The organism is Pseudomonas sp. GW823-FHT06B06, assembly GCF_058795195.1.
Genome location: NZ_JBXAHO010000003.1, coordinates 239,825 through 266,349 on the forward strand (window position 1 = coordinate 239,825; position 26,525 = coordinate 266,349).

Genomic DNA, 26,525 nt, shown 5'->3' on the forward strand with positions numbered 1-26,525 from the left:
GGTTGTGTAAATGCAATGAGCGCTGTTCTTCAGGTTCTGCCACCTAAGGATCAGTAGTTTTCACCTGTTTTTTGTTGTTTAACAGCTCTCGAATTGGGGAGGTGCGTATTTCGCTCATCGTGACCGGTCATTTCGCTAACAACGTGACCGGTTTCTCCACCCGATTGCGCGGGGTCTAAATTCTAACCGCATCGGTCACGATGCCGCTTCCTCTTCCGTCTTTTTGCGTCGCAGCGACTCCCCTTTCATCACGATTCGATACGCGCTGTGCACCAACCGATCCAGTAAGGCATCGGCTACCGTTGGGTCGTTGATCCAGCCGTGCCAGTGATCGACCGGCAGTTGACTGGTCAGTACCGTCGACCGGGAGCCGGCGCGGTCGTCGATCACTTCCAACAAGTCGTGCCGGGCATTTTCTTCCAGCGGGGCCAGGGCCCAGTCGTCCAGTAATGTTGAGCTCAACATTATTGGACGACTGGGGCTTGGCTCCGTTTACCGCCGCGCAACGGCGCGACATGCTGGAACTGCTCGACGACCGTTATGGTCACCGCTCAACGCTGGTGACCAGTCAGATGCCGGTGGACAAATGGCACGAGCTGATCGGCGATCCGACCTTGGCTGACGCGATCCTTGACCGGTTGGTGCACAACGCTTACCGCCTCGAACTGAAGGGCGAATCGATGCGCAGACGCTCGACGAAATTGACGACAGCGGGTACTTCAAACTAACAATGCAAACCTGCGTCGCTGCGCTCCGACTGCCCGGCCGGATAAGCGTGGAACAGGTGGCCGGATGCTGGTGGAATGAGTGGCCGGATGGCGTGGAATCCGCAGACAACTACCCGATGTCGATGGGTTTGTGATAATTTCGCGTGCATCTGTACCTTCACCCACCCTATTTAAGGCCGATGTGACGTTGTCGATGGTTATTTTCGAGCCGAGCAGCCTAGATACATCGCTGACGTTTCAGCGTTGTAAGGAAGAGTCCGTGTGAGTATCGCTTTCCCTCCCGCCGTGATTATTAGTCGACGGCGCGTCAAGCTGGGTTCGTTGGCCAGCACACCCGGACGGAGAACTTCTCCCCAGCATCATTTTTCTTTCAATGTATTGAATGAGCGCCAATAAATGGACTTTTTCCCCTGCTTCCTTTCTGTCGTATTTGTTGTTCGCAACCAGTCAAAGCATATTGAAAAATATTTGACCGAAGCCACCGCAATCATTTCCACGCTCGTCAGCGACTACGAACTAATCATTGTAGATAACGCCTCCGATGACGATAGCATCGCCGTACTCAAGCAACTCACTGCGGAAAGTGGGCTGGCCAACCTGCAGGTCTATGCACTGACTAAAGAAGTGGATACAGATACTGCCTCGTGGGTCGGCCTGGAAAATGCGCTCGGCGACTTCGTTCCCGTCATCAATCCCTTACTGGATGACATCAGCTTTATTCCGCAAATCCTCGAAAAGGCTGCCAATGGCGCAGACGTAGTGTTTGCCAATAATGAGCAAAAACCATCGCAAAGCCTGGCCTACCGAGGTGCTAACGCGGCTTTTCACGGGTTATACAACAGGCTTAACGGCGTTAACCTTGCCAAAGAGGCGCCGCAATATCGCATGCTCAGCAAGCGCGTCATCAACTTTATCCTCCAGCACCCGCAACCGGCCATGACCTATCGCCATCTGCCAGCAACCGGCGGATTCGCGAAAGCCTACCTCACCTACAGTGCGGCACCGAAGTCATCACCCCCCAAGCGCCTAGGTGAGAGTATTGATCGAGGCATGCGACTGCTCGTATCCACTACGCGCGCGCCCATGCGGCTTGTCACCTATTTGTCCTTGTTCGGCGCGCTCGCCAACGTGGTGTACTCCATCTACGTGCTTGCCGTGGCCGCCCTGAAGCCTGATGTAGCACCTGGCTGGGTGAGCTTTTCGCTGCAACAATCGGGTATGTTTTTCCTGATTTCGCTGGTGTTGTTGGTACTGGGCGAATACATCCTGAATATGGCCAGCCTGTCGAACGAGGGGCCGCTTTATCATGTTGGCCAAGAGTTCACCAGTGCGCGCATGACGCGCTTGGAAAAACTCAATATCGAAGAAGTTGGCTCCGTACCCGCCAAAACCGACGGCCTCCTATCCTGATGGCAAGCCCACACCCTCAGCAAACGGCAGTAGTAATAGGCGGGGGCTTCTACGGCGCCGCAATCGCCGTGTATCTCGCCAAGCAACGCGGCCTCAAGCGTGTACTGCTGATTGAGCGCGAACCGGCCCTGCTGATGCGCGCTTCGTACAACAACCAGGCTCGCGTTCATAACGGCTACCATTACCCGCGCAGCTTTACCACGGCTTATCGGAGCCGGGTAAACCTGCCGAAGTTTGTACGTGACTGGCCGGACGCTATTAAGCAAGACTTCACAAAGCTCTATGCCATCGCCCGACGCAACTCAAAGGTCACGGCCAGGCAATTCGAGCGGTTTTGCAGGGATATTGGCTCGGCTATCGAACCCGCCGCACCGGAGCTGAAGGCGCTGTTTGAACCGCGCTTGATCGAAGATGTATTCCTCGTCCAAGAGTACGCCTTCGACACCACGAAGCTCGCTGATTGGGCGGAGCGCGAACTTAAAGAAAGCGGCGTGCACGTCCTCTACGAAACCCGGGCAGTCGAAATATCCAGGGCCTCAAAGTCTGCAGTCCAGGTCGTTATCGAAGGAAAAGACGGTCAACAAGAACTGATTGCCTGTGAGTACCTCTTCAACTGTACCTACAGCGGCATCAATCATTTCAATGGTGACTTCACCGGCGTGCAAACGGGCCTCAAACACGAAATTACCGAAATGCCGCTGATGCACATGCCCTCCTCCCTGGAAGGTTTGGGGATCACGGTGATGGATGGTCCGTTTTTCTCGATGATGCCTTTCCCGGCTCGCGGGCTTCATACGTTGTCCCATGTCCGCTACACGCCTCATCAGCACTGGGACGACAAGCGCGGCGTGAACCCTTACGAAAAACTGGGTGCGTATGACAAGGCCAGCCGCGTCGATCGAATGGTCAGAGATGTGGGCAGATACATTCCGGCCGTCTTGAACTCGACCTACGTAGGCTCACTGTTTGAAGTCAAGACCGTGCTGACAAAAAGCGAAGGGGACGACGGGCGACCCATCCTGTTCGAAAAGCACGCCACATTGCCTGGTTGCTACTCCATTCTGGGCGGTAAGATCGACAACATCTATGACGTCCTGGAAAAACTCGACCTCGAAGTTTTCAGCGAAACCGAACCCGACTCTTGAGCAGACAATGACTAACACTATCGAAATCACCATTCCGATTCTGAATGAAGAAGCGACCCTCGCCCAGCAGGTCAAGACCGCTCACGCGTATATCCAGGAACACCTTAACGACCTCGGCATCATCACCATTACCCTCGCGGATAACGGCTCAACCGACACGACTCAAGCGATTGGCGAAGCACTCTCGAAAGAATTTCCGAACGTCAACTATTTGCGCCTTGAAAAGCGCGGTGTCGGCCTGGCCTTGAAGTCGTCATGGACGGCCTCCACCGCTGACATCGTTGGCTATATGGACCTTGATCTTGCCACCGACCTGAGCTACCTGCGGCCAGCACTCAGCAGCCTGATCGCTAAAAAAGCCGATATCGTGACCGGCTCTCGCCTGGCCAAGGGCGCAAAGGTAATCGGGCGCACGCCCTTGCGAAACTTCACCAGTGCGTGTTTTAACCGCATTGTGAAATTCATCTTCCAAACCTCGTTCAGCGATGGCATGTGCGGTTTCAAATTCCTGCAGCGCAGTGTCCTTGCCCCCTTGATGAGTGAAGGCGCCAAAAGTGACGGCTGGTTTTTTGCAACCGAACTGCTGGTCACCGCCGAGCACATGAATTACACCGTGCTGGACCTCCCCGTCACCTGGACTGATGACCCCAACTCCAAAGTTAAAATCATCAAGCTCTCGCTGGAGTATTTGAAGGCAATGTTTGCACTCCGCCAACGGCTACGTCACTCTAAGAGCGCGCCCCATTCATGATCACTCTATCGAATGACGACAAAACGCTGGTGCTCGGCACGGCCCTATGGGGCTGGGGCATAGACGAAAGCAGCGCGCACGAACTGATCGATACCTTTGTTTCCAAGGGGGGCAACACGATCGACACAGCGTCTAATTACCCCATCAATAAGCGTTCGGAAGACTTCGGCCTTGCCATACGCTGGGTTGAACACTGGGTGAAGTCAAACCCTGGCACAGACGTATCCGTCATCGCCAAAATTGGCGCCACTGATAACTCAGGCTCTCCCGACACTGACCTGTCTGCCGCTAACATTCTCTCAACAGCCAATGAGCTCAAAGATCGCCTGGGGCTCGCGTTGTCCTGTGTATCGGTGCACTGGGACAATCGCGGCGGCGAGCAACAGGACTTGGTCGACATCGAAAAGACCCTGGAGGCTATGGCGACCCTGCGTCAACTCGGCCTGGGCATTGGTTTGTCAGGCATCAAGTTTCCCGCCCAGTACTACAAGGCCAAGCCCGAGCTGTCTGAACACTGGCTCATACAGGTCAAGGAAAACTTTACCACTCGCGCCGCTCGTGAAAGCTATTATCCGCATTTTCCCAATGCAAAGTACTTAGCCTACGGGATCAACCTGGGTGGAATAAAAGCAACGCCGGCTGAAAAAAACAGTTCCGCCGAGTTGAGGAAAATAGTCCACTCCACCACCTTGATTGAGAAACTGTCAAATTTCCTCGCGTCGAACACTTCGATTGTTCCGCGCCCCACCACGATGAATGATCTCGCCTTGGCATTCATCTTTGCCAACCCGGCACTGTGCGGCGTGATTATTGGCCCACGAAACAAAGAGCAATTGCTCAGCACCCTGTCTTATTGGGACGCGCTGCGCAACACCTTCAATCATTCGGACCATTCAGCGTTATTAGCCTCGCTGGCCGAACACACTCACCATGGTTGAAGCATGATACAGCTTATAAAATATGCCCTGACAGGCGTTATCAACACCTTGATTGGCTATGGTGTGTTCTGCGTACTGTTCACCCAGTTCAATATACATGCCGAGTATGCGAACGCGGCAGGGTATGGCATTGCGCTGGTCTTTGCATTCCTGCTTAACAAGGTTTTCGTATTCAACACATCGACATTCCACCCTGGCATGGTCCCAAGGTTCATTGTTGCGTTTCTGGTGGCCTTCCTGATCAACCAATTGGTCCTGATCGTATTCCACAGGGTGTTTGGTGTTCGCGCGGAAATCGCTCAAATCCTCGCCATGGGAACCTACACGGTGTTGTTTTACATATTGAACAAGCGCTACGTTTTTAACCAACGCGCTACTTATGAGAAACAATGACTCGACGGTCACACGCTGCGATTACGGCTAACGCTCAGGTTTGACCCCTATCGCGACGTGCGACCACTTCATTCTTGCCCGCTGCCTGACGGCGTAACACACCGGCATCTGGCGGGTACAGGTGCCTGTTTCGAGACGCAATTCTTGCGCGTTACGCCAGGAACCCCGGCCACAAAAAATAATTGACCACTCCGATTGGCGGATAGGAAAAATTCCTACAGCATGGTAACATCGCTTTCATGCGCGCCTTGAAAACAGGCAGTATAGAGGGTCTGGGCAGGTTAACCGCTCGTCGCCAAGAAGCTCCTTTGAGCAAGGTTAAAATAGTCGATGGGCTGATTGTCAGGAAAATCTTGATCGAAGGCGCGGCCGTATAGTCGACTTTACCGCTCGATATTTCAGCAGGTACGCCAGCCACGGCAGACGGACCATAAGAAAAGCTGGATCGGGCTTCCGAGCCCCGAGACGGCATGAGCGTTCGAGGACTTATGAGGTCGACTTTCAACCGGAACTCATTTTCCTCTACACGGTCATCTTGTTGGACAGAGCAGGCGCCACCTTGATTGCACGTCCACTACTAGGTCGAGAGTTCACTCTGATGCAGGAGGCACTCTTTGGTCATGCGCACTGATAGATTGAGCACGGCGAAGGGATGCGGAGCGAAGGTGATTTTGCAAAGCTTTCTAAACAATTAGGATGATAAAATGTCTGCAACAAACGTCAATGCATCGGTACAGGGCTCGACCTCACGCTTCGCCGGGAAAAAAGTTTGGATTACAGGCCACAGGGGAATGCTCGGTTCTGCTGTAGTGCGTAACTTCAAAGGTGAGGATGCCCAGTTGCTTCTGACGTCCAGAGCTGATCTGGACCTTACCAACCAAGCCGCCGTGTACGATTGGATGGAAAAGAATCGCCCAGATTTTATCTTTCACGTCGGCGCCAAAGTCGGCGGCATTCACGCCAATGCAACGTTGCCCGCATCATTCATTTATGACAATTTGATGATTCAAACAAATGTCATTTCTGGGGCACATAAGTTCGGCACTACCAAGTTACTTTTCGTGGCGACTAACTGCACCTATCCCAAAAATGCAGAGCAACCGATTGCTGAATCCGCACTGCTCACGGGTCCGCTGGAAGAAAGTATTCGCGCGTATGCGGTAAGCAAGATTGCCGGCATTGAAATGTGCCGGGCTTACCGCAAACAATATGGCTGCGACTTCGTGTCAATTATCCCACCCAACCTCTATGGCCCTGGCGATAATTACCACTCCCAACACAGCCATGTGGTTGCCGGCATTCTTCGCCGCACGCATGAGGCCAAGGTACTCGAGAAAGACGAGTTTGTCGTATGGGGTGACGGCACACCGCGTCGCGAACTCCTGCATGTCGACGACCTTGCTGATGCAATGAAGTGCGTCATGCTCGCCCCGACCACCGACGACCTCTACAACATTGGCTGCAACCACGACATCGCCATTGCTGACCTCGCGGCGATGATCGCGAAAGTCGTCGGCTATCAAGGCAAAATTGTCTACGACACTGACAAACCCAATGGCACCATGCGCAAACTGCTTGATAGCAGCAAAGTTCGGGCACTCGGCTGGAAGCCGAGTATCAACGAGAAAGTAGGGCTTGAAAGCGCCTACAAAGACTTCTTGGGGCTCCTTGAGTCGCCAACGCCAGATGCACGCATCGATCTCTGATGCAGGGCGAAGCCGAGACGTCGTCTTTTTTAACTCCTACAGTTGGATGCTGTGAAATGAGCAATGATTTCCTTCTGCCCGAGGGCGTATTTGGCCGCTTTGGCGTTGTTAAGCTTTGGCCGGGTATTAAAACCGCAGAAGATGAGTGCATCGCGCGCCTGAAACTGGCCGCTAAAGCCATCGGGGTTGAATGCGTTGAAGTGCATGCCGATGGCGGCCTGATTTCGGCCCCCGACATAAAAGTATCAAAGGCGAATGTCGATTTTGTGATCCATCTGCATTACGACACCCCCAAGCGCTACGATGCCTTCTCCTTTGTAGCACTGTGGAACCCGTTGAAGTTCTACCATGAATGGGGATATCAACGCTGCTCGCGCAACCTGACCACACATGATGACTTCCTCAGTTGCAGCTCCGTTGCAGCCGATGACCATGTAGCGCGTATGGTTCGTGGTTCCACTACGCACTTGCCGGCGCACTTCAAGCTTTACCATTCCACGCCCAAGATCGTCCACGAACCCTCCCTGGGTGACGGCAAACTGTTCTATGCCGGTATCAACTGGGAAGCCATCGTCAGCAGCCGCCAATCGCGCCAGCAAGAAGTACTCAAGCGTCTGGACCCTACCGGCCTGCTGAAAATCTATGGCCCGACCATTTTCCAAGGTGTGCGTGTCTGGGAAGGCTACCAGAGTTATGTCAGGGAGATTCCGTTCGACGGGTTCTCCATGATCAACGAAATCGCCAAAGCCGGCGCCGCGCTGGTGCTGTCTTCGCAGGCCCACCGCGACTCAGAAATGATGTCCAACCGCCTGTTCGAAACCATTGCAGCCGGTACGCTCGTCATCTGCGACGAAAACCCTTTCGCACGCAAATTCTTCGGCGACTCGTTGCTCTATATCGATAGCCGCTCGCCAATGGAACAAATCTACGGCGATATCACCGCGCACCTCAGCTGGATCAAGAACCACCCAGAGGAAGCGCTGGCCAAGATCAAGCAGGCACAAGCCATCTTCAATGAGCATTACTCGCTGATTGGCAACTTGAAGGATCTCTACACCGGGCTGAACGAGCGTAAACAGCAACTGACCGCTCGACACTTGGGCGCGGGCGGCGAGAAGACACAGATCAGCCTCAACTTGCTGATGCTGGACTACTCCACCGCCGCGCTTAAAAAGCACGTCGAAAGTGTCGCCCGCCAAAACTACACCAACTTCACGGCAACCCTGGTAATCGACCGAGTCGCCGCAAGCGATCTCAAATCAGAAATTTCGCGAATCCTGAGTACCTGCCCTACCCCTATCCAGATCAAGGAAGTAGAGGGCTACAAATACGGTATTCATCCTGAAATCAAGGCTAAACGCCTCTTGGGTGAAACGCTCAAGGAGCTGGTTTCAGACGCGGCGCACTCCGATGCAATCGTATTTGTCGCGCCCAATGAGAAGCTGCTCGCCAACCACCTGACCGCTCTGGCCGGCGCACTGCAAAGCGACCCAGAGGTAAACTGTGCGGCAACGGCAGCCATTATGGATGACGGCCACTCCCCGGTGCATACCGTGCATGAATTGATCGACTTTGGTCATGTGGATGCTGCAGGCCCGCCTGGTTACGGTCGCTTCATCTTCCGGACCGCCACCCTTCCAACCGACTTGGATATTGCGCTGCCTTACCTTGACGGACGCCCACTGGCTGCAATGATCACCGGCAAGATCAAGCATCTTTTGCCTGCCACCGTCATCCTGGATATTCGCCAATCATTTCCTGAGAGAGCGTGGGACGAAGCAGCCGAAACCGAGCTCATCAAGGATTTCAATCCGCAGGTGCTCAAAGTGTCGGCAGGCTTCTACATGTCCCCGGCCCCCGCGCCCGTTTACATCGAAGCGCCGAATCGGTCTATCGCCAGGCTGTTTCTTAACAAGACCTGGGTTAAAGCCCAGATCCACGCAATCAGGACCCAAGGTCTTAGCGCGCGTCTTGCAGTATTGAAGCGAAAACTAGGATGAACCCACACGCCCCTGCTCCTATATCGTTGTTTTCCCTGCTCAAGAGCGTTTGGTCGAATTGGAACCTGATCCAACAAATGACCAAACGAGATGTTATCGGACGCTACAAGGGTTCGATGATGGGTATTTTGTGGTCGTTTGCGAACCCGATACTGCTTTTGGTCATCTATACGCTGGTGTTTTCAGTGGTATTCAAGGCTCGCTGGGGAACCGGCGAGCCTGGGAGCAAAAGCGAGTTCGCCATCCTGCTGTTTACCGGAATGATCGTTCACAGCCTGTTCGCCGAGACCCTGACAAGAGCCCCGACGCTGATCCTGAGCAATATCAGCTACGTGAAGAAAGTGGTGTTTCCCCTGGAGATTCTTCCGATTATCGCCATGGGCACCTCGTTCTTCCATGCCCTGGTGAGTATCGGGGTCCTGCTGGCGGCGCAACTTCTGGTGCACGGCACCATCCCATGGACCGTGCTTTTCTTGCCCTTGGTGATTGCGCCGTTGATTGTTCTGTCTTTGGGGCTGGCCTGGATACTCGCGTCCCTTGGGGTGTATTTGCGCGACGTAGCCCACCCAATAGGCTTGCTCATGACCTTGCTGCTGTTTGCCTCCCCGGTGTTTTATCCTATTTCGGCGTTGCCGATAGAGATTCAGCCGTGGTTAATGCTTAACCCCCTGACCTTCATCATCGAGCAAGCTCGCGCGGTGCTGATCGCCGGATCAATGCCCGACTTCGAAGGCCTGGCGATTTACGCGGCAATTGCCGTGAGTATTGCCTGGGCCGGCTATAGCTGGTTTCAAAAGACTCGAAAAGGATTTGCGAATGTCCTCTAATGAATTCGCGATTCGTGTGGAAGCCGTTTCCAAGCGATTCGAAATATTCGAACACCCTCGCGACCAACTCAAGCAATTCATCTACCCCAGGCTGCGCCGACTGTTTCGCAGGCCAAGCCGCAACTACTTCAAAGAATTCTGGGCGCTTCAGGAAATCTTTCTAGAGGTGCGCAAAGGTGAGTCCTGCGCGATTGTCGGCCTGAACGGCAGTGGTAAAAGTACGCTTTTGCAGATCATTACCGGCACCCTGACCCCCACCACAGGCAAAGTCAGCATCAATGGTCGGGTCGCCGCGCTGCTGGAACTGGGGTCGGGTTTCAACCCTGAGTTCAGTGGGCGCGAAAATGTCTACATGAATGGCGCCTTGCTGGGCTTCAACCGCAAAGAAATCGATGCAAAAATCCCCGACATCGAAGCGTTCGCCGATATCGGCGACCATTTTGATCAAGCGATTTCATCGTATTCGAGCGGCATGCAAATGCGTGTCGCCTTCGCCGTATCCACGGCGTTCGAGCCCGACATCCTGATCATTGATGAAGCGCTGGCTGTGGGCGACGCCTACTTCCAACAAAAGTGCTTCCAGCGCCTGGAAAGCTTTCGTGAACGCGGGGGCACCCTGTTGTTCGTGTCCCACGATGCCAACACGGTAAAACACATTTGCAACAAAGCTCTGCTATTAAGTCATGGCAGAACCTTGAGCTTTGGTGCCCCTCGGGACGTGATCGACCTGTATCAAGGCCTGGTGGCGAGAAAGACCGATATGAGCGGCAGCCAGGTATCGGTTGATCAAAGCGTTGCACCCACCTCCGAAAGCCTTGAAGTTATCGAGCATCCGACTGCGTGGACCAAAGCCACGACCATCACCACCAATGGTGATGCGGAACTGATCGATTTTGCTTTGCTGGATGCGGAGAACCACCCCGTCACCTACATTGAAAGTGAGACACAGCTGACCGTCCGTTATGTCGTGAAGCTCAACAAACATTTCGAGCGACCTGCGTACGGTCTTATCGTGAGAGACCGCCTGGGCCGCTCCCTGTTCGAAACCAGCACCTTTGCCCTGCAAATGCCCGACGCCCCCTGCCAGCAAGGCGACCAAGTACTCGTTCGGTTCAACCTCAACTTGAACTTGAAGGCGGGTCAATATTCATTTTCAGTGGGAGTGGCCAATAAAGGTTTTTCCAGAAGCGAATTTGAAGAATACAGCTTGCTGATGCATGACGTAGAGCAGTTACAGGTCACCGAGTCACCACTGGCGGCGTTCTACGGGGGCATTTTTAATATGCACCCAGTCGTATTCGTGGATTTACTGGAAGAAAAGTCAAATGCCTGATCTCGATACGCTGTCCCAACAGCTGGAAGAAGCCCTGAAAGAGCTGAAGGCCCTGACAGAACGCCAGTTGCACTTTGAGACCATTCTGCTGAACAAGGGCCTATCGACTGAAGACGTCGCCGGCTTTAACCCATTGCTGCATCGAAATTTCATCAGCAATGCGGATGCCGCACAGCAAAAGCATCTGATGCACAGCTGGAAGTACAACTCGGCAGCCGTACTGGAACCCACGGAGCTGGCGGACAGCGGGTTCCGCGCTTTTTCGCAAAATGACGAAGACGGTATTTTGCTGCGCCTGTTCACCCATATCGGTTGCACCAACCGTTATGTTGTAGAAATAGGCAGCAATTGCAACGGCTCCGATGTAGGCATTCCTGAAAATCTGTCGACCAATCTGCTGGTCAATCATGGCTGGCACGGCACGATCTTCGAACTCGATGCGACCGAGTGCAACAAGATGCGCTACTTTTTCGCGCGTACCGCCTCCACACGCCACTATCATTGGACGCGCGAGGGCTTAACCGAGTACTACTCACCGGCGATCGTTCAACACGCCATCAGCCCAGAGAACATTAACGAGCTGCTGCTGGCTGCGAACCAGGAGCCGGAGCCCGACCTCTTTATTATTGATATTGATGGCGGTGACTTTGCCGTCATGGAAAATCTCAGCGCGATCAAACCACGCGTCATTGTCGTTGAGTTCGAAAAACGCTTTCGCGAACGCTACAGCGTCGTTCAGCGAGACCGGGAACAGTTTAGCCTCAGGTGGCAGCAATCGGGCGCGGCCAGCCTGACCGCGTGGACTAGCCTGCTGGCGCCAAAAGGCTACAGGCTTTGTGCAGTAGGAACCTGCTGCTTTAACGCTTTTTTCGTACGCGAAGACGTTGCCGAAGGCAAGTTGGCGGCCTTGTCACCAAAGTCAGCATTCGATTCGCACCCGGTATTTTCTGCCATCAACGATGATTTCTGGCTCACGCCTGATGACAGCTGGCAAACATTTTGAATGTGTACTAAGCAACACCACCGTGAAAGAAGATGCCCACCACCCCTGAGTTAGCGCCGGCGCGAGCGACTGTACAGCGCTCGACATTCGCTCAGGGGCGGTGGCGCACAAACACGGTAATCAGCAAAGCGCGCTAACGCTGCGCAAGCAGGCTGCAGTCTTGTGCCTTTGCCGTACACACCGCCGAACGGCCGCGTGGAAAATTTCAGCGCACACATGAGTAAGGATCACTGAGGCATGATAGCTAACAACCCAAAGCACACCGCGCTAACGTTATTATGTTTGATCATTGTACCTTTAGTCATTGCCTACTATGCAATGGGGCTGGACAAGTCAGGTCTCGATTCGCCCTTCATCTATGAACACCTCGATGATATTTGGCAATTCACCTTAACTAAAGTGCTGAAAGAAACCGGCTGGATTCTTTACAACCCTTACCTCGGCGCTCCTGAAGTTGCCAGTTGGCATTATCACTCTGCCGCTCAAACCAGCGCCCTGCACTCTATTATAATGCTGGCGATGAGCCCTTTTTTCGACAGTGCCATCACCCTGCAGCAAACGTACTTCATCTTAAACTTCCCACTGATCGCAATCACTGCCTATTGGGCATGCCGCCTGCTTTGCATAGCTCGCTTACCGGCGATCAGCGCCGCGCTGCTGTTTGCTTTTTGCACCTACCGCTTCAATATTCTTATCTACTCATTTTTGCCTAACTACTTCTGCATCCCCCTGGCGATGGTCGCTATCATTTGGACGTTTCAGGGTAAATTTGACGAGACTCTGACAGCGGCCAAACTGCCGGTCGCGGTGAAAGCGTTACTCAAGAACAAGTCCTTTCTGCTCGGCCTATTCTTTATTATCCTGATCGCCCTGTCCGATGGCTATTACGCATTTTTCTCACTACTGCTATTTGGATGCGCCGGTGCCATTCGACTGATTGTGGGGGGTTGGAAAAAGCCAAGAATCCTTATTCCGGCAATCCTGTACATTGCGGTGCTGGTGGTCGTTTCGCTGTTGATTCAGCTGCCGCTGTATCAATATAAAAAATCCCACCACGACGAGTTCTACCAGAACAACATCGCCGACCCCGTACTGCAAAAGTTCCCGCTCGAGTCCGAAGTTTACAGCAGCAGCCTCAAGTTACTGATAACCCCCAACCAGCAACATCACGTCTCCGCGCTGGGCCATGTGGGCGATCGCTTGGTCGAGAGCAGCAATGCCGCTCGGAAAATTGCTATACCCGCCTCAATTACGCTTGGCATTTTCGGCACCGCCTTGCTGTTCCTGAGTTTCACCTTGTTGATGGTGCCGCAACTACGTCGTAGCGTATTTGCCGACGGCGGTACAACTTCAGAGCACAACAAAAGCTTTATTGGTTTGGGGGACAGCCTTCTAGCGATTATCTTTTTCGTCTTTCTGGCAAGCATCTCCGGTGGACTCGGCACCCTCATCGCATTCGTGTTCCCAACTATCAGGGCCTACAACCGCTTTCCAATATTCATGGAATTTGCCCTCTTGCTCTTGGGCGCGCTGATAGCCAGCCGAGCCCTGAGTACGTTCCGCCGCCCCGCCGTAATAGCGGCAGCCCTTGTCCTCATCACTGCACTGGGCATCTACGACCAGACCCCCGCCAATGTAGCGAACAGATCACCTGACATTCGGCCTCGCGTTGCGCAAGAAACCGCATTCGTCAAACAGTTGGAGTCGGAACTGCCGAAGGACGCGATGGTTTATCAGTTTCCTTACTCCCAGTACCTGACAAACAACAAATACTATGGCTGGGGTTCGTTCAACCATATTCGTCTGTATTTATTCTCTGAGCATATTCATTGGAGCAATGGCGGTTCAAAAAACAGCCCGGCAGATAACTGGAATCGACGCATTTCAAAGTTACCCATCGACGCATTGCTCAATGAAATTCAAGCGGTCGGTTTCAAAGCCCTCGTCATTGACAGGATCGTTGTAAAAGATGATGAGTTCGCAAAAATCAAGTTGGCATTGCAAGCGCTGAAGCTTCTTGTGGTTGAAGACCCGTCCGGGCGGTTTGCACACGTACTGCTGCCACAGGCAAATTTCAAGGTGTCCTACTCTAAAGACTACACGGCCATCGACAGCCTGACGATAAACGCTGCCACGCCTTTTGATAAGAACGCTTACCCAGAACTGATTGATGCTGAGAAGCTTGAACATTTCCTGAACGATAACCGTGCGCCCTTCCCTCTGCGTATAGAGCGCACCCAGCACCCAGAGATTTTTAAAGACGTGACGCTGCTAACTAAAGGCAGCGGCGATTCCGCGATTTTGCCTATAACAGACCTCAACGTCACACTGACCTGCACTGCGCTCGACAAACAACAGCGCGTTGCGATAGACCTTAATAATAATGGAACTTTTAACCTTAGCCTGGGTCAGGGTTCATTCCCGATTAGCGTTGGGGTACACGTAAAAGGCCCAGACGGCAAAATGCTATTATGGGACTCGGGCTATCGGATGGCAGGAGGTTTGGTTGTCAAACCGGGCGAGAAAAAACGGCTTGTGTTCGATCTGAAAGACTATACTGGCGCCAATCAATACACAGCGGACCCTGCCAATTCATTGCAATTTGAACTGGTTCAAGATGGAAATACCTGGTTCTCTAACGCCAGCTGTTCTCCCGCCCCGTGATTGCACACAGTCAATGCTCGAATAGGGTGCAGATGAGTTTGCCAAGTCGTAAGCTCATCGGCACACATTGAGAATTCGGCCTCATTGAGGCAGTATAGGAAATTATCGGCCTGAGTCTGGGCTGAGTCGGTCAATCGTGAGGAATTGCGTTCCTCACTTTCACTTCAAATATACTTTTTAAAAAACACGTCAAGAGAAGCATATGAAAAAAGTTGCGCTTATTACTGGAGTAACAGGTCAAGACGGATCCTACCTGGCCGAGTTGCTTCTCGAGAAAGGCTACGAAGTGCACGGAATCAAGCGCCGAGCCTCATCGTTCAACACCGACCGAATCGACCACCTGTACCAAGATCCACACGACTCCGACCGTCGCCTGGTCCTGCATTATGGCGACATGACTGATTCGACCGGCCTGATCCGCGTCATCAAGCAAGTGCAACCCGACGAAATCTACAACCTGGCCGCACAGTCCCACGTTGCCGTATCGTTCGAAGAGCCTGAATACACCGCCAACTCCGACGCACTGGGTGCACTGCGCATCCTTGAAGCGATCCGGATCCTGGGGCTCGAGAAGAAAACCCGTTTCTATCAGGCGTCCACTTCCGAGCTGTATGGCTTGGTACAGGAAACCCCTCAGAAAGAAACCACGCCTTTCTACCCTCGCTCCCCGTATGCGGTGGCCAAGCTCTACGCTTACTGGATTACCGTCAACTATCGCGAAGCGTATGGCATCTATGCCTGCAACGGCATCCTCTTCAACCACGAAAGCCCGGTGCGCGGTGAAACCTTCGTAACCCGCAAGATTACCCGTGCGCTCGCCCGCATCAAGCTGGGTCTGCAGGACTGCCTGTACCTGGGCAACCTTGACGCGCTGCGCGACTGGGGCCATGCAAAAGACTACGTCGAAATGCAGTGGCTGATGCTCCAGCAGGAACATCCGGAAGACTTCGTTATCGCCACCGGCAAGCAATACAGCGTTCGCGATTTCGTCAATGCCGCGGCAAAACACGCCGAAATCAACATCACCTGGAAGGGTGAAGGCGCTGATGAGAAAGGCTACGACGCCGATGGCAAGTGCATCGTTTCGGTTGACCCACGCTACTTCCGCCCAACTGAAGTGGAAACCTTGCTGGGCGACCCAACTAAAGCCAAGCAAAAGCTGGGCTGGACACCTAAAATCAGCTTTGAAGAACTGGTCACCGAGATGATGACCGAAGACTTGAAGTCAGCCACTCGCGATGAGTTGGTGAAAAAACACGGTTACTCCGTCTACGACTACCACGAGTAATAGCTAGGTGGATAAAAGCGCCAAAATATATATCGCAGGGCACGCCGGCATGGCTGGCTCCGCGATCCAGCGGCGGCTATCCGCCGCTGGGTTCAGCAATTTCGTTACTCGCTCGCACGCCGAACTCGATCTGACCCAACAGGCCGCTGTGGATGCTTTTTTTGCCGCAGAGAAACCTGAGATCGTGTTTTTGGCTGCCGGCAGGGTTGGCGGGATCAAAGCCAACAACAATTTCAGAGCTGAATTTATATATCAAAACTTGATGATAGAGGCGAACGTGATCCACAGCGCCTGGAAACATGGGGTTCAGCGCCTCCTGTTTCTGGGTTCCAGCTGCATTTACCCGCGCGATTGCCCTCAGCCAATCCACGAAGACTACCTGCTGACAGGACCGTTGGAGCAAACCAACGAGTCTTATGCAGTGGCCAAGATCCTTGGCGTCAAACTGTGCGAGAACTACCACCGTCAATATGGCGCTCAGTTCATTGCTGTCATGCCATCCAACCTGTATGGCCCCAATGACAGTTATGACCTGGAAAACTGCCATGTGCTGCCTGCCCTGATTTGCAAAGCCCATGCGGCAAAAATGAGCGGTGCATCGGAGTTGGTGGTTTGGGGTTCGGGCTTGCCAAGACGCGAGTTTCTTTTCGTTGAAGATATGGCCGATGCTTGCGTGCACCTGATGGAGTCCAACATCGAAAGCGGACTTTTCAACGTAGGCATGGGGAGCGACCTGCCCATCAGTGAACTTGCCGAGTTGATTATGGAGGTTGTCGGCTACAACGGTCGGATCGTATACGACCATAGCCAACCCGATGGCACACCTCGCAAGTTACTCAATATCAACCGTTTGAAAGGCCTGGGATGGACGGCCCAAACGCAACTGCGTGAGGGTATAGCTCTGACCTACAAAGATTTTCTCAGCCGTACGGATCACCTCTGAATGTCCCAACCCTTGGTCACGATCGCAGTACCTTCATTCAACCAAGGCCGTTATCTCGACGATGCTTTGAGGTCAATATTCGAACAGGACGTTCCTGTAGAGGTTTTCGTTCTGGATGGCGGCTCTACCGACAACTCGGTGGAAGTTATCCGCAAATGGGAACACAAGTTGGCCGGCTGGCGCAGTCACCGCGATGACGGTCAAGCGGCCGCCATCAATGAAGGCATCCTTCAAGGCAAAGCCCCTTTTGTCTGCTGGCTGAACAGCGACGACTGGTTCGAACCCGTCGGGTTGAAACGACTGATCGAAGCTATTAACGCCGCACCACAGGCATCAGCGGTCTACGGCAAGTGCTGGAACGTCATTCAAAACACTGGCAAGCGCAAGCCTGTATGGGTTGAGCCGTTCAGTGAGCGTCGGCTGTCGCTGCGCTGCATCATTTCGCAGCCCGCCACATTGATCCGCCGATCGGCCTGGGAAACCATAGACGGCGTAGACGCCTCTATGCACATGGCAATGGACTACGATCTCTGGTGGCGACTCTTCAAAGAAGTCGGTCCTCTCACCCATGTGGATGCTTTCGTAGCCGTTAATCGGGAGCACGAAGAGACCAAGACAAAAACCCTACGCCGGCGCCATTACGCGGAAGCGATCGCGGTAGTACGCAGGCATCACGGTAGCGTTCCCTTGAAGTGGTGGCTCTTTCAGCCCTACGCCGTCTGGCTAAAATCCATCTTCCCCTAATCGGAACTTGCCATGCGCATTTTGCATTTTTATAAAACTGCCTACCCCGACACCATGGGCGGTGTGGAGCAAGTTATACATCAAATTTGCCAACAGTCGCCTCGTTTCGGTGCGACCTGCGAAGTCCTTGCACTGTCCCCCCACCCAAGCCCGACAGTACTGGAGCTGGACGGTTATAAGACGCACCAAGTTAAAGAAAACATAAAAATCGCTTCAACGGGCTTTTCGAACCAGGCGTACTCGAAGTTCAAAGAGCTCGCGCAGCAGGCTGACATCATTAACTACCATTTCCCTTGGCCGTTCATGGATGTCATCCATTTCGTCAGCCGGATAAAAAAGCCTAGCGTTGTCTCCTATCATTCGGACATCGTCGATCAAAAGAAGCTGCTAAAGCTTTATCGCCCACTCCAGAACAAATTCTTGAGTAGCGTCGACCGAATCATTATCGCATCGCCCAACTATTTGGAATCCAGCGCCGTATTGCCTGCGTTCCGCGAAAAGATCAGCATCATTCCAATAGGCCTGAATAAGGAGAGTTACCCAATCCCCTCTCCTTCGGTGAAAGCGCGATGGGCGAAACAACTGCCCGAGCGGTTCTTCCTGTTCGTTGGCGTGCTGCGTTATTACAAAGGCCTGCACACGTTACTCGAGGCCATCCAAGGCACTGGGTACCCCGTGGTTATTGTTGGCGACGGACCAAAGAAACAAGAGCTCATGGAACAAGCCGAAACGCTTGGGCTTCAGAACGTGCACTTTTTAGGGAAAGTTGACGATGAGGACAAGGTGGCGTTGATTCAACTTTCCACCGCCATCGTATTCCCTTCGCACCTTCGCTCAGAAGCGTTCGGCGTTGCATTGCTGGAAGGTGCAATGTATGGAAAACCAATGATCTCGTGCGAAATCGGCACCGGGACCACCTACATTAACATTGCCAATGAAACAGGGCTGACCGTCCCACCCGAGAACCCAACCGCCTTTCGCGAAGCCATGCGTTACTTGTGGGATCATCCCCAAGAGGCAGCGGTGATGGGTGAAAAAGCACAGGTACGATACACCGAGATATTTACCGGCGATCAAATGTTGCGGGGATATATGAAGGTTTATCAGGACCTGATGAACGAGCAACGATAAAACCTGCCCGACATCCAGGTCGGGCAGGCCACACTCGCGTTACTTGCCGTTTTCGGCGCGACCGTAGATATCTTCAAAGCGAACGATGTCGTCTTCGCCCAGATAATCGCCACTCTGCACTTCAATCAATACCAAGTCGATAATCCCCGGGTTCTCCAGCCGATGTGTATGGCCGGCGGGAATAAAGGTCGACTCATTGGTATTCAGCAAAAACTCACGATCGTTGTTAACGACGCGCGCCATACCGCTGACCACGATCCAGTGCTCGCTTCGGTGATGGTGCATCTGCAGCGAAAGCGATGCCTGCGGCTTGACCACAATACGCTTGATCTTGAAACGCTGGTCCTTTTCCAATGTCGTGTAAGCGCCCCACGGACGACGGACGGTGGTGTGATCAAGGTGCGCAGAGTGACCACTCTTTTTCAACTGAGCCGTGATCTCCTTGATGTCTTGTGCATGGTCTTTATGGGCGACCAGCAGGGCATCCGGGGTATCGACAATGATCAGATCCTCCACCCCCACCAACGCAGCCAAACGACGCGGGCTACGCACGTAGTTGTTACAGGCGTCATGAAAAATCGCTTCGCCCTCGACACGGTTACCTTGCTCATCCACTGGCGACAGCTCGCTCATGGCATTCCACGAGCCGATATCACTCCAGCCAATGTCACACGGCACTGTGGCTACTTTGCTTGAGCGCTCCATCAGTGCGAAGTCGATGGAAATATCAGGCACCTTGGCAAAGCTTTCAGACTCCAGGTGCAAGCTACGATGGCTATTGCCGGTCATCGTGCCGGAACCGGCCAGGCAAAGATCCACAGCACTGGAGACATCCGGCGCGCACAGTGTCATCTCTTCAATTAACGTGCCGGCGCGGAAACAGAACATGCCGGAGTTCCAGAAGTATTCACCGCTCGCCAAATAGCCTTGGGCAGTTTCCAAGTCTGGCTTCTCGACGAAGCGTTTGACCTTGAAGCCATTACCGAGGGGGTTGTCATTGTCTTTCTGGATATAGCCGTAACCGGTTTCCGGATACTCAGGCTTAACCCCGAAAGTGACCAGCCAACCCTCTTTGGCCAACTTGGATGCCGTAGAAACCGCATCGGTGAATGCCGCTTGGTTATCGATCAGGTGATCAGCTGGCAACACCAGCATGATGGCATCTGGCCCATGGGTACGTGCAACTTCTTGAGCAGCCAGTGCAACAGCCGCTGCGGTATTACGCCCAAAGGGTTCAAGAACAAAACTCAGGTTCGTGAATTGAGGTGCTTGTGCACTGTATTCATCGAGCGTTTTGAAATAGAGGTCACGGTTAGTGATCGTTAGAACTTCGCTGACTCCGTCCAGTGCCAGTGCACGGCCGTAGGTTTTGCGAATCAAATTACCGCCACCCGGCAGTTCGATAAACGGCTTGGGATGTGCTGAACGCGAGACAGGCCACAGACGGCTGCCCGCACCGCCGCAAATAATGACTGGAACAAGTGTCACATTGTAACTCCTTTACGTACTGCCACTTCATTTCGACTGCGGCCTTCGCCCCCTCGATGCAGCAAATTCGAAAGCAAAGTGACGTAGAGTCTTTCAGCTAAAGAAGTCAAATCGCCGAGGCGTCCGGGGGGAGAAACATGGTGTGTTTTCTTACAAACTAGCGTCAACATTCTTATTTAAATGACCATTTATGTCTAGGGAAATCCTTATATGGACGCCTCCCGGAGCTCAATAGGTAGCCATGCTGGCGCGTAGGTAGGAGCAGTCTTATATACGGCCTGTTGTGCAGGCCGAAAAACCTGCTGGCCCTGATGGAATCCGCTGACGAGGCCCTCATCTGAAAATCGAGCTGAAGGCTGTGCCCGTGGCTCATATTCCCTACCAGGTTTACCCCGTCACGGTCTGACCTATTTCGCCATCACGTGCTTACCGCCTGTGCTCCTTGTGAAGTCTGTTGGTTACTGTTTTCAATGCCCCGTAGGGCATGCCGTAAAGAGTTCGGCCCGATACGTAGAGCCCTTGGCCAACACGGCCCAAAGGGTTCTGGCGAGCTTGTTAGCCACTGCGGCGACTGCCACGTTATAAGGCCGCCTGGTCAACAAGCGTTCGACCCACTCTGACCGGTGTCCTCTATTGAGGATCGAGCGAGCGCCATGCATCAACAGCGTTCGCAGATAGGTGTCTCCGCGCTTGCTCAGCCCCAGTTGCCGAACTCTGCCACCGGTGCCCGTTTGTCGAGGAACCAGCCCCAGCCAAGCTGCGAACTGGCGACCAGAATGGAAGGTTTTCGCATCTCCCAGTGAGGCAACAGCGGCTGTAGCGGTCAACAAACCAATTCCGGGAATCTCTGCAATTTTCTGGCAGTCGGAGTTCTCACGTAGGCACTGTTTCAAACGCAGTTCGATTTTTCGAATTTCCTCATCCAGCTGGATAATCCGAGTCCACTGATCGCGTAGGCTGTCCAACAACATGGAAGGCACTTGATGCTCAGCATTGGCAAAGGCCTCCGGAACGGCCTTACTCAGCTGGGTATAACCTTCTGGCAGCACGATTCCGAATTCGTAAAGCAGCCCACGTAAGCTATTGCTCTGCATGATGCGAAATTTCAGCAACTGGGAGCGGATACGGTGTAGCGAGAGGATCGCCTGCTGATCCGCCTGCTTGATTGCCACCAGGCAAGCGCCGGGCTGCTGCACCGCTGTCCAGATGGCTTGAGCGTCAGCCGCATCGGTTTTGTTTCGCAGCACAAAGGGGCGTACCGAACGAGGGGCGAGTAGCCGTACCTCATGCCCCTGCTGTTGAAGCTGACGTGCCCACCAGTGGGCACTGCCACAGGCCTCGATTGCCACCAGGCTGGTCGGATAATTTGCAAAGAACGCCAGCACTTCATCACGGCGCAGCTTGATACGCTCGATCCTCCCAGTGCACTGATCAACGGTGTGCAGCTGGAAAACCTTCTTGGCGATGTCCATGCCAATTACGCTATGTTTCATGGTGGATCCTCCTGCTCAAGTGGTGTTTGTTATCCACTCTCCACTTTGGCACCTAGATGCCGGGGCAGCGAAGATCCTCTATTGATGTAGAGGTGCTGCGGTCGGCCCGCTGCCGGGGGGAGGCGTCCATACCATCTGAAAAAGACTTCCTGATTTGGCAAAATCCCCGGACACCAATCGCCGAGCTTTTCGATGATGAAGCAAATGACCTTCGCCGATGCCGAGTACGCCGGTAAGCGCAAGCAGACCCGCAAGGAGCTGTTCCTGATAGAGATGGATCGGGTCGTACCCTGGGAGGGTTTGATTGCTCTGATCAAACCTCATTACCCAAAGGGCGAAGGGGGCCGTCCAGCCTATCCGCTGATGGCGATGCTGCGGATTCATCTAATGCAGAACTGGTTCGGTTACAGCGATCCGGCGATGGAAGAGGCGCTGTACGAGACGACGATCCTGCGCCAGTTTTCCGGTCTGAGCCTAGAGCGAATCCCGGATGAAACCACCATCCTCAACTTCCGTCGCCTGCTGGAAAAGCATGAGTTGGCCACCGGTATTCTCGGCGTGATCAATGGCTATTTGGGCGACCGTGGCTTGTCACTGCGACAAGGCACCATCGTCGATGCCACGCTGATTCATGCGCCCAGTTCGACCAAGAACAAGGACGGCAAACGCGACCCGGAAATGCATCAGACCAAGAAGGGCAACCAGTATTACTTCGGTGCCAAAGCTCACATTGGTGTCGACGATGAGTCCGGGCTGGTACACAGCGTGGTGGTCACTGCGGCCAACGTCGCGGACGTAACCCAAGTCGACAAACTGCTGCACGGTGGTGAGAACGTGGTCTGCGCTGATGCGGGCTATACCGGTGTAGAGAAGCGTGAAGAGCATGCGGGGCGCCAAGTCATCTGGCAGATTGCAGCCCGGCGCAGCACTTACAAAAAGCACGGTAACCGCAGCGCGTTATACAAAGCGATACGTAAGATCGAAAGAGCCAAGGCCCAGGTTCGCTCCAAGGTTGAGCATCCATTTCGGGTGATCAAGCGCCAGTTTGGTTATACGAAAGTGCGCTTCCGAGGCTTGGTGAAAAACACTGCTCAGATGGTGACGCTGTTCGCCCTGTCGAACATTTGGATGGCGCGTCGACATTTGCTCTCCAATGCAGGAGAGGTGCGTCCGTGAAGAGTGAAGTGACTGCTGCGAGGTGCTTGCAGCGGCAAAAAAGGCTGAAATAGACGGCAGGTTTGACCGGGATTTGAGCGGCTACCGTTTTTTGAAAGTGTCGATGGCGAAGTATCCGGAAAACAGGGGGCTACTTCAGACCATCCCTAGGGTCTGTTCCCGTTTCGTACTAACCCATTGATCTATAAGAGCAAACTCGTATCGTTGTAGTTCTCACACAACACCAATACGAGCTTGCAATGCCCCGATTGATGCTCAGCGATGAGCACTGGTCGAAGCTGCGGGAAATTCTGCTGCACAAGACCATCTACAACAAGCGTGATCTACGGATAACCGTCGAAGGCATGCTGTATCGCATGCGCACAGGCTGTCCCTGGAGAGACTTGCCCGAAGCATTCGGCGGCTGGAGCAAGGTCTACAAGCGCTTCAATGCGTGGTCTGCCTCAGGCAAGTGGCTCAAGGTGTTTCAAGCGCTTGTGGCTGATCCTGATATGGAGTGGGTTTTCATCGATGGCAGCTATGCCAAAGCCCACCAGCACAGTGCAGGGTGTCGGCGCTGATTGAAAACTGACCCACTGGGTCAGTTTTCGGTCAGCGGCAACATCTATGCTCGTTGAGGAGAGGAGTTCTCGCTACTCTTCAAGGTAAAACACGCAGCCATGACAGCCTCATGGAAATTCGCTGACGTAACGGCCTCGATCGGCGTGCGGTCTTCCAGCATTCGGTGAGGATTCAGTAATGCTCGGTAGATCTCCCAGGAATCAGCGTCCTGCAAATGCTTCAGAACAGCCTGCACCAGCCTATGTTTCAGGGGATCCAGGTGCCAATCTGGAACGCGCTGCCCCTGGTTACCCAGTCTCAGCGCAAGCACTTTTCTGGCCTGAATCTCGTAACTGATCCACCGGCGTGATTTACCGGCCATCTCAGCGAACACCGCAGCCGGCAGGTTATGCGGGGCATTGAACATCTCCAGCATTTCCATCCGCTCACGCTGAATATCCGAAAACTCAGGCATTGGTCCCGAAACAGCCGATATGCGCTGAACAGCCGCTGGCAGGGCTGGCATCGTGCTCCCTGGCTTCGTCACCAGCAGGATGGGCGCAGGCGTCATGGCTGGAATCACTTCATCGATTTCACCTGTCAACTGCGGAACACCTTCTAGATGAACCGTGAGGTGCATGCTTGCCGCTTCGATGTGGTACTGCTCAAAAAGATCCAACCGATCAGCCCAATCCTGCATCATCCTGCGGCGCTGCTCCACGTACTCAGCATGGTTGTACGCCGAACTCACTTTGTCAGGATCAGAGTGCGAGAGTTGCGCATCGATCCAAACCTTCGGGTAGCCAATTTCGTTGAGACCGGTGGAAATGGTTCCCCTGATGCCATGACCTGTCAGTTGATCCTTGTACCCGATCCGTTTTAACGCGGCATTAAGCGTGTTTTCGCTGATGCGCTTTTTCAAGTCACTGTAGTGGGAAAATAGGTACCGCTGGGCCGGCTTCACTTGATCAAGCAGGTGGCGAACGACCTCCATGGCCTGCACAGAAAGAGGCACAATGTAGGGCGGGATATCACCGGGACGCTTGCCCTCTTTGCGCAGTTCAAGCTGCAGCTGTTTCACCACTTCAGGGGGGATGATCCAGAGGGCCTTATCGAGATGGAACTGATCCGCCGTCGCCAGCCGCAGCTCCCCCGTACGCACCCCCGTCAAAAATAGCAACCGAAGGCCAAGCTGGGTCTGCAGCTTACCGGGATATTTACGTAGTATTTGGAGCATGGCCGGGAGCTCAGGCATGCGCAGGAATGGATTGTGACGAACAGGTGGCTGAGGCAGCGCGACAACGTCCAGATCAAACGCTGGGTTCAGCGGTAAACCAGGGACGATGATCAGTGCGTAACGGAACATCTGCCGGAACCAGGTACGGACCTTTTCGGCGGTAGTGAGTGCCTTTCTGCGTTCTATCCTTGCCACGACTTCCAACAGATCGGGGCGCTGGACCTCATAGATTGACTGCTTCCCAAGAGTAGGAAGAACGTCTTTGGCAAAGATGCGCTGGATCTGTGAGAGCGTGCTCTGCCGTCCTTCCTTGAGTACGAGGCTACGGTGCTCGACCCACTTCTCAAACACGGCCTTGAACGTGTTCTCGTCCGCAAGGCGGACGGACTGCCGCGTCTGCTTACGGTGTGCTCGGGGGTTGATGCCCTTGGCCAAAAGAGCTCGGGCTTCGTCGCGCAGGGTACGCGCTTCCCGGAGACTGACCTCAGGGTAAGTGCCCAGCGACATGCGTTTCTGCTTACCGGCCCAGTAGTAGCGATAGTGCCACGATTTACCGCCTTCGGGTGCGACTGCCAGGGATAGCCCATCAAGGTCGCCGAGGGTATAGGCCTTTCCGGTCGCTTTCGCTTGCCGGACAGCCAGATCTGAGAGTGCCATGCTCTAGCTCCTGAACTATTGGTCAGGACCAGATACTTGTCGCGTACACCTCGCTCCTCCAGCAACAATCCGGAAACCGCGACACCCGTATTGATGGACTTAAAAGTGGACTTAAAAATCGCGGCTGTCAGTGGTTTCCAGTGGACTCGCTGGAACGAAAAAAGGACCCGAAGGTCCTGATTTCAAAGACTTACAGAACCCCATGGAACTCTGTAGATCGTAATTTGGAGCGGGAAACGAGACTCGAACTCGCGACCCCGACCTTGGCAAGGTCGTGCTCTACCAACTGAGCTATTCCCGCGTCTTGGTGTGGCGCATTCTATAGAATCCAGAAGCCCCGTCAACCCCTTGATTCAAAAAAGTTTTATTTCTTTTCCACGTCAGTCTTCAGATGCGGCCAGGCAGCCCGCAAGTACTGAACCATGGACCACAATGTCAGGCCGGCGGAGACCATCAGCAAGGCGTAACCCATCAAGACCCAGAAGCTGAAATCCGACGGATTGCCCAGCAGGATTACCAGCGCCAGCATTTGCGCGGCGGTTTTCCATTTGCCCAGGTTCGATACGGCCACGTGCGCACGGGCGCCGAGCTCGGCCATCCATTCGCGCAAGGCCGAGACCACGATCTCGCGACCGATGATCACAGCGGCCGGAAGCGTGAGCCACAGGTTGCCGTGTTCCTGGACCAGCAACACCAGGGCGACGGCGACCATGAGCTTGTCGGCCACCGGGTCGAGGAAAGCCCCGAACGGCGTGCTTTGTTCCAGGCGCCGGGCCAGGTATCCGTCCAGCCAGTCAGTGGCGGCGGCGAAGGCGAAGACCGAGGCTGACGCCAGGTAACTCCATTGGTAAGGCAGGTAGAACAGCAAAATGAAGATCGGTATGAGCAGGACGCGTAGAACGGTAATCAGATTAGGGATATTCATCGGCA

Annotated in this window: 20 protein-coding genes, 1 tRNA gene and 3 pseudogenes; 18 read left to right on the forward strand and 6 right to left on the reverse strand. The window is 53.9% G+C overall.

What is annotated here, in order from left to right; all coding sequences use genetic code 11:
* Positions 1–195: 195 nt before the first annotated feature.
* Positions 196–450, reverse strand: a pseudogene (locus tag AC1Q8Q_RS04115) (ATP-binding protein); the annotation flags it as partial.
* Between the two features lie 14 nt (positions 451–464).
* On the opposite strand from AC1Q8Q_RS04115, the pseudogene AC1Q8Q_RS04120 reads away from it, so the two are divergent.
* From AC1Q8Q_RS04120 to AC1Q8Q_RS04195, 16 genes and pseudogenes are all read left to right on the forward strand, one after another.
* Positions 465–728, forward strand: a pseudogene (locus AC1Q8Q_RS04120) (ATP-binding protein); the annotation flags it as partial.
* A 396-nt stretch (positions 729–1,124) separates the two neighbouring features.
* On the forward strand, positions 1,125–2,138 hold the full coding sequence (locus tag AC1Q8Q_RS04125) for a glycosyltransferase (RefSeq protein WP_103406352.1): 1,014 nt from the start codon (positions 1,125–1,127) through the stop codon (positions 2,136–2,138).
* Entirely contained in the window at positions 2,138–3,283 is a 1,146-nt protein-coding gene (locus AC1Q8Q_RS04130; protein WP_103406351.1) for an FAD-dependent oxidoreductase, read from the forward strand. Before AC1Q8Q_RS04125 ends, AC1Q8Q_RS04130 begins: the two co-directional genes overlap by 1 nt.
* The gene (locus AC1Q8Q_RS04135; RefSeq protein WP_256590389.1) at positions 3,225–4,034 is read left to right on the forward strand and encodes a glycosyltransferase; all 810 of its coding nucleotides are present in this window, start codon (positions 3,225–3,227) and stop codon (positions 4,032–4,034) included. The genes AC1Q8Q_RS04130 and AC1Q8Q_RS04135 overlap by 59 nt, the downstream gene beginning before the upstream one ends.
* Entirely contained in the window at positions 4,031–4,972 is a 942-nt protein-coding gene (locus AC1Q8Q_RS04140; protein WP_103406349.1) for an aldo/keto reductase, read from the forward strand. The genes AC1Q8Q_RS04135 and AC1Q8Q_RS04140 overlap by 4 nt, the downstream gene beginning before the upstream one ends.
* A gap of 3 nt (positions 4,973–4,975) precedes the next feature.
* Positions 4,976–5,365: a GtrA family protein gene (locus tag AC1Q8Q_RS04145; RefSeq protein WP_103406348.1), complete on the forward strand. Its 390-nt coding sequence runs from the start codon at positions 4,976–4,978 to the stop codon at positions 5,363–5,365.
* A gap of 704 nt (positions 5,366–6,069) precedes the next feature.
* Positions 6,070–7,071, forward strand: a complete 1,002-nt coding sequence (locus AC1Q8Q_RS04150) for a GDP-L-fucose synthase family protein (protein WP_313451297.1) — start codon at positions 6,070–6,072, stop codon at positions 7,069–7,071.
* A gap of 56 nt (positions 7,072–7,127) precedes the next feature.
* Positions 7,128–9,071 (forward strand): glycosyltransferase family protein, encoded by a 1,944-nt coding sequence (locus AC1Q8Q_RS04155; protein ID WP_103406346.1) that lies wholly within the window; start codon positions 7,128–7,130, stop codon positions 9,069–9,071.
* On the forward strand, positions 9,068–9,898 hold the full coding sequence (locus AC1Q8Q_RS04160; RefSeq protein ID WP_103406345.1) for an ABC transporter permease: 831 nt from the start codon (positions 9,068–9,070) through the stop codon (positions 9,896–9,898). Before AC1Q8Q_RS04155 ends, AC1Q8Q_RS04160 begins: the two co-directional genes overlap by 4 nt.
* Positions 9,888–11,231 (forward strand): ABC transporter ATP-binding protein, encoded by a 1,344-nt coding sequence (locus AC1Q8Q_RS04165; RefSeq protein WP_103406344.1) that lies wholly within the window; start codon positions 9,888–9,890, stop codon positions 11,229–11,231. The genes AC1Q8Q_RS04160 and AC1Q8Q_RS04165 overlap by 11 nt, the downstream gene beginning before the upstream one ends.
* A complete protein-coding gene (locus AC1Q8Q_RS04170; RefSeq protein WP_103406343.1) occupies positions 11,224–12,234 on the forward strand; it encodes an FkbM family methyltransferase in 1,011 nt (336 codons plus the stop codon). The genes AC1Q8Q_RS04165 and AC1Q8Q_RS04170 overlap by 8 nt, the downstream gene beginning before the upstream one ends.
* 237 nt (positions 12,235–12,471) lie before the next feature.
* Positions 12,472–14,898 (forward strand): hypothetical protein, encoded by a 2,427-nt coding sequence (locus AC1Q8Q_RS04175; protein ID WP_103406342.1) that lies wholly within the window; start codon positions 12,472–12,474, stop codon positions 14,896–14,898.
* 202 nt (positions 14,899–15,100) lie between these two features.
* The gene (gene gmd, locus AC1Q8Q_RS04180; RefSeq protein WP_103406341.1) at positions 15,101–16,186 is read left to right on the forward strand and encodes a GDP-mannose 4,6-dehydratase; all 1,086 of its coding nucleotides are present in this window, start codon (positions 15,101–15,103) and stop codon (positions 16,184–16,186) included.
* A gap of 7 nt (positions 16,187–16,193) precedes the next feature.
* Entirely contained in the window at positions 16,194–17,129 is a 936-nt protein-coding gene (locus AC1Q8Q_RS04185; RefSeq protein ID WP_115284124.1) for a GDP-L-fucose synthase family protein, read from the forward strand.
* Entirely contained in the window at positions 17,130–17,873 is a 744-nt protein-coding gene (locus AC1Q8Q_RS04190) for a glycosyltransferase family 2 protein (RefSeq protein ID WP_103406894.1), read from the forward strand.
* A gap of 12 nt (positions 17,874–17,885) precedes the next feature.
* Positions 17,886–19,004 (forward strand): glycosyltransferase family 4 protein, encoded by a 1,119-nt coding sequence (locus AC1Q8Q_RS04195; RefSeq protein WP_103406893.1) that lies wholly within the window; start codon positions 17,886–17,888, stop codon positions 19,002–19,004.
* Between the two features lie 39 nt (positions 19,005–19,043).
* Here the strand turns inward: AC1Q8Q_RS04195 and AC1Q8Q_RS04200 are convergent, their stop codons facing one another.
* Positions 19,044–20,492, reverse strand: coding sequence for a mannose-1-phosphate guanylyltransferase/mannose-6-phosphate isomerase (locus AC1Q8Q_RS04200; protein ID WP_103406892.1), 1,449 nt, complete (start codon positions 20,490–20,492; stop codon positions 19,044–19,046).
* 467 nt (positions 20,493–20,959) lie between these two features.
* On the reverse strand, positions 20,960–21,985 hold the full coding sequence (locus AC1Q8Q_RS04205) for an IS110-like element IS1383 family transposase (protein WP_058655491.1): 1,026 nt from the start codon (positions 21,983–21,985) through the stop codon (positions 20,960–20,962).
* A 195-nt stretch (positions 21,986–22,180) separates the two neighbouring features.
* Here AC1Q8Q_RS04205 and AC1Q8Q_RS04210 point away from each other — a divergent pair, with 195 nt between their 5' ends.
* Together AC1Q8Q_RS04210 and AC1Q8Q_RS04215 are read left to right on the forward strand one after the other, a co-directional pair.
* The gene (locus AC1Q8Q_RS04210; protein ID WP_103406890.1) at positions 22,181–23,161 is read left to right on the forward strand and encodes an IS5-like element ISPa26 family transposase; all 981 of its coding nucleotides are present in this window, start codon (positions 22,181–22,183) and stop codon (positions 23,159–23,161) included.
* Between the two features lie 239 nt (positions 23,162–23,400).
* Positions 23,401–23,709 (forward strand): annotated as a pseudogene (locus AC1Q8Q_RS04215) (IS5 family transposase); the annotation flags it as partial.
* 56 nt (positions 23,710–23,765) lie between these two features.
* On the opposite strand, the gene AC1Q8Q_RS04220 reads toward AC1Q8Q_RS04215, so the two are convergent.
* The 3 genes from AC1Q8Q_RS04220 to pgsA form a co-directional block, all read right to left on the reverse strand.
* The gene (locus AC1Q8Q_RS04220; RefSeq protein ID WP_103406606.1) at positions 23,766–25,595 is read right to left on the reverse strand and encodes a tyrosine-type recombinase/integrase; all 1,830 of its coding nucleotides are present in this window, start codon (positions 25,593–25,595) and stop codon (positions 23,766–23,768) included.
* A gap of 225 nt (positions 25,596–25,820) precedes the next feature.
* A tRNA-Gly gene (locus tag AC1Q8Q_RS04225) sits at positions 25,821–25,896 on the reverse strand.
* Between the two features lie 63 nt (positions 25,897–25,959).
* Positions 25,960–26,520: a CDP-diacylglycerol--glycerol-3-phosphate 3-phosphatidyltransferase gene (gene pgsA, locus AC1Q8Q_RS04230; RefSeq protein WP_020798850.1), complete on the reverse strand. Its 561-nt coding sequence runs from the start codon at positions 26,518–26,520 to the stop codon at positions 25,960–25,962.
* Between the last annotated feature and the right edge of the window lie 5 nt (positions 26,521–26,525).

What these genes read in the sequence shown, in the direction of transcription:
- AC1Q8Q_RS04140 (WP_103406349.1), top strand. Translation starts at nt 4,031, where the DNA reads ATGATCACTCTATCGAATGACGACAAAACGCTGGTGCTCGGCACGGCC.
- AC1Q8Q_RS04190 (WP_103406894.1), top strand. Translation starts at nt 17,130, where the DNA reads ATGTCCCAACCCTTGGTCACGATCGCAGTACCTTCATTCAACCAAGGC.
- pgsA (WP_020798850.1), bottom strand. Translation starts at nt 26,520, where the DNA reads ATGAATATCCCTAATCTGATTACCGTTCTACGCGTCCTGCTCATACCG.
- AC1Q8Q_RS04205 (WP_058655491.1), bottom strand. Translation starts at nt 21,985, where the DNA reads ATGAAACATAGCGTAATTGGCATGGACATCGCCAAGAAGGTTTTCCAG.
- AC1Q8Q_RS04135 (WP_256590389.1), top strand. Translation starts at nt 3,225, where the DNA reads ATGACGTCCTGGAAAAACTCGACCTCGAAGTTTTCAGCGAAACCGAAC.
- AC1Q8Q_RS04220 (WP_103406606.1), bottom strand. Translation starts at nt 25,595, where the DNA reads ATGGCACTCTCAGATCTGGCTGTCCGGCAAGCGAAAGCGACCGGAAAG.
- AC1Q8Q_RS04155 (WP_103406346.1), top strand. Translation starts at nt 7,128, where the DNA reads ATGAGCAATGATTTCCTTCTGCCCGAGGGCGTATTTGGCCGCTTTGGC.
- AC1Q8Q_RS04160 (WP_103406345.1), top strand. Translation starts at nt 9,068, where the DNA reads ATGAACCCACACGCCCCTGCTCCTATATCGTTGTTTTCCCTGCTCAAG.
- AC1Q8Q_RS04125 (WP_103406352.1), top strand. Translation starts at nt 1,125, where the DNA reads ATGGACTTTTTCCCCTGCTTCCTTTCTGTCGTATTTGTTGTTCGCAAC.
- AC1Q8Q_RS04210 (WP_103406890.1), top strand. Translation starts at nt 22,181, where the DNA reads ATGAAGCAAATGACCTTCGCCGATGCCGAGTACGCCGGTAAGCGCAAG.
- AC1Q8Q_RS04170 (WP_103406343.1), top strand. Translation starts at nt 11,224, where the DNA reads ATGCCTGATCTCGATACGCTGTCCCAACAGCTGGAAGAAGCCCTGAAA.
- gmd (WP_103406341.1), top strand. Translation starts at nt 15,101, where the DNA reads ATGAAAAAAGTTGCGCTTATTACTGGAGTAACAGGTCAAGACGGATCC.
- AC1Q8Q_RS04130 (WP_103406351.1), top strand. Translation starts at nt 2,138, where the DNA reads ATGGCAAGCCCACACCCTCAGCAAACGGCAGTAGTAATAGGCGGGGGC.
- AC1Q8Q_RS04195 (WP_103406893.1), top strand. Translation starts at nt 17,886, where the DNA reads ATGCGCATTTTGCATTTTTATAAAACTGCCTACCCCGACACCATGGGC.
- AC1Q8Q_RS04165 (WP_103406344.1), top strand. Translation starts at nt 9,888, where the DNA reads ATGTCCTCTAATGAATTCGCGATTCGTGTGGAAGCCGTTTCCAAGCGA.
- AC1Q8Q_RS04175 (WP_103406342.1), top strand. Translation starts at nt 12,472, where the DNA reads ATGATAGCTAACAACCCAAAGCACACCGCGCTAACGTTATTATGTTTG.
- AC1Q8Q_RS04145 (WP_103406348.1), top strand. Translation starts at nt 4,976, where the DNA reads ATGATACAGCTTATAAAATATGCCCTGACAGGCGTTATCAACACCTTG.
- AC1Q8Q_RS04150 (WP_313451297.1), top strand. Translation starts at nt 6,070, where the DNA reads ATGTCTGCAACAAACGTCAATGCATCGGTACAGGGCTCGACCTCACGC.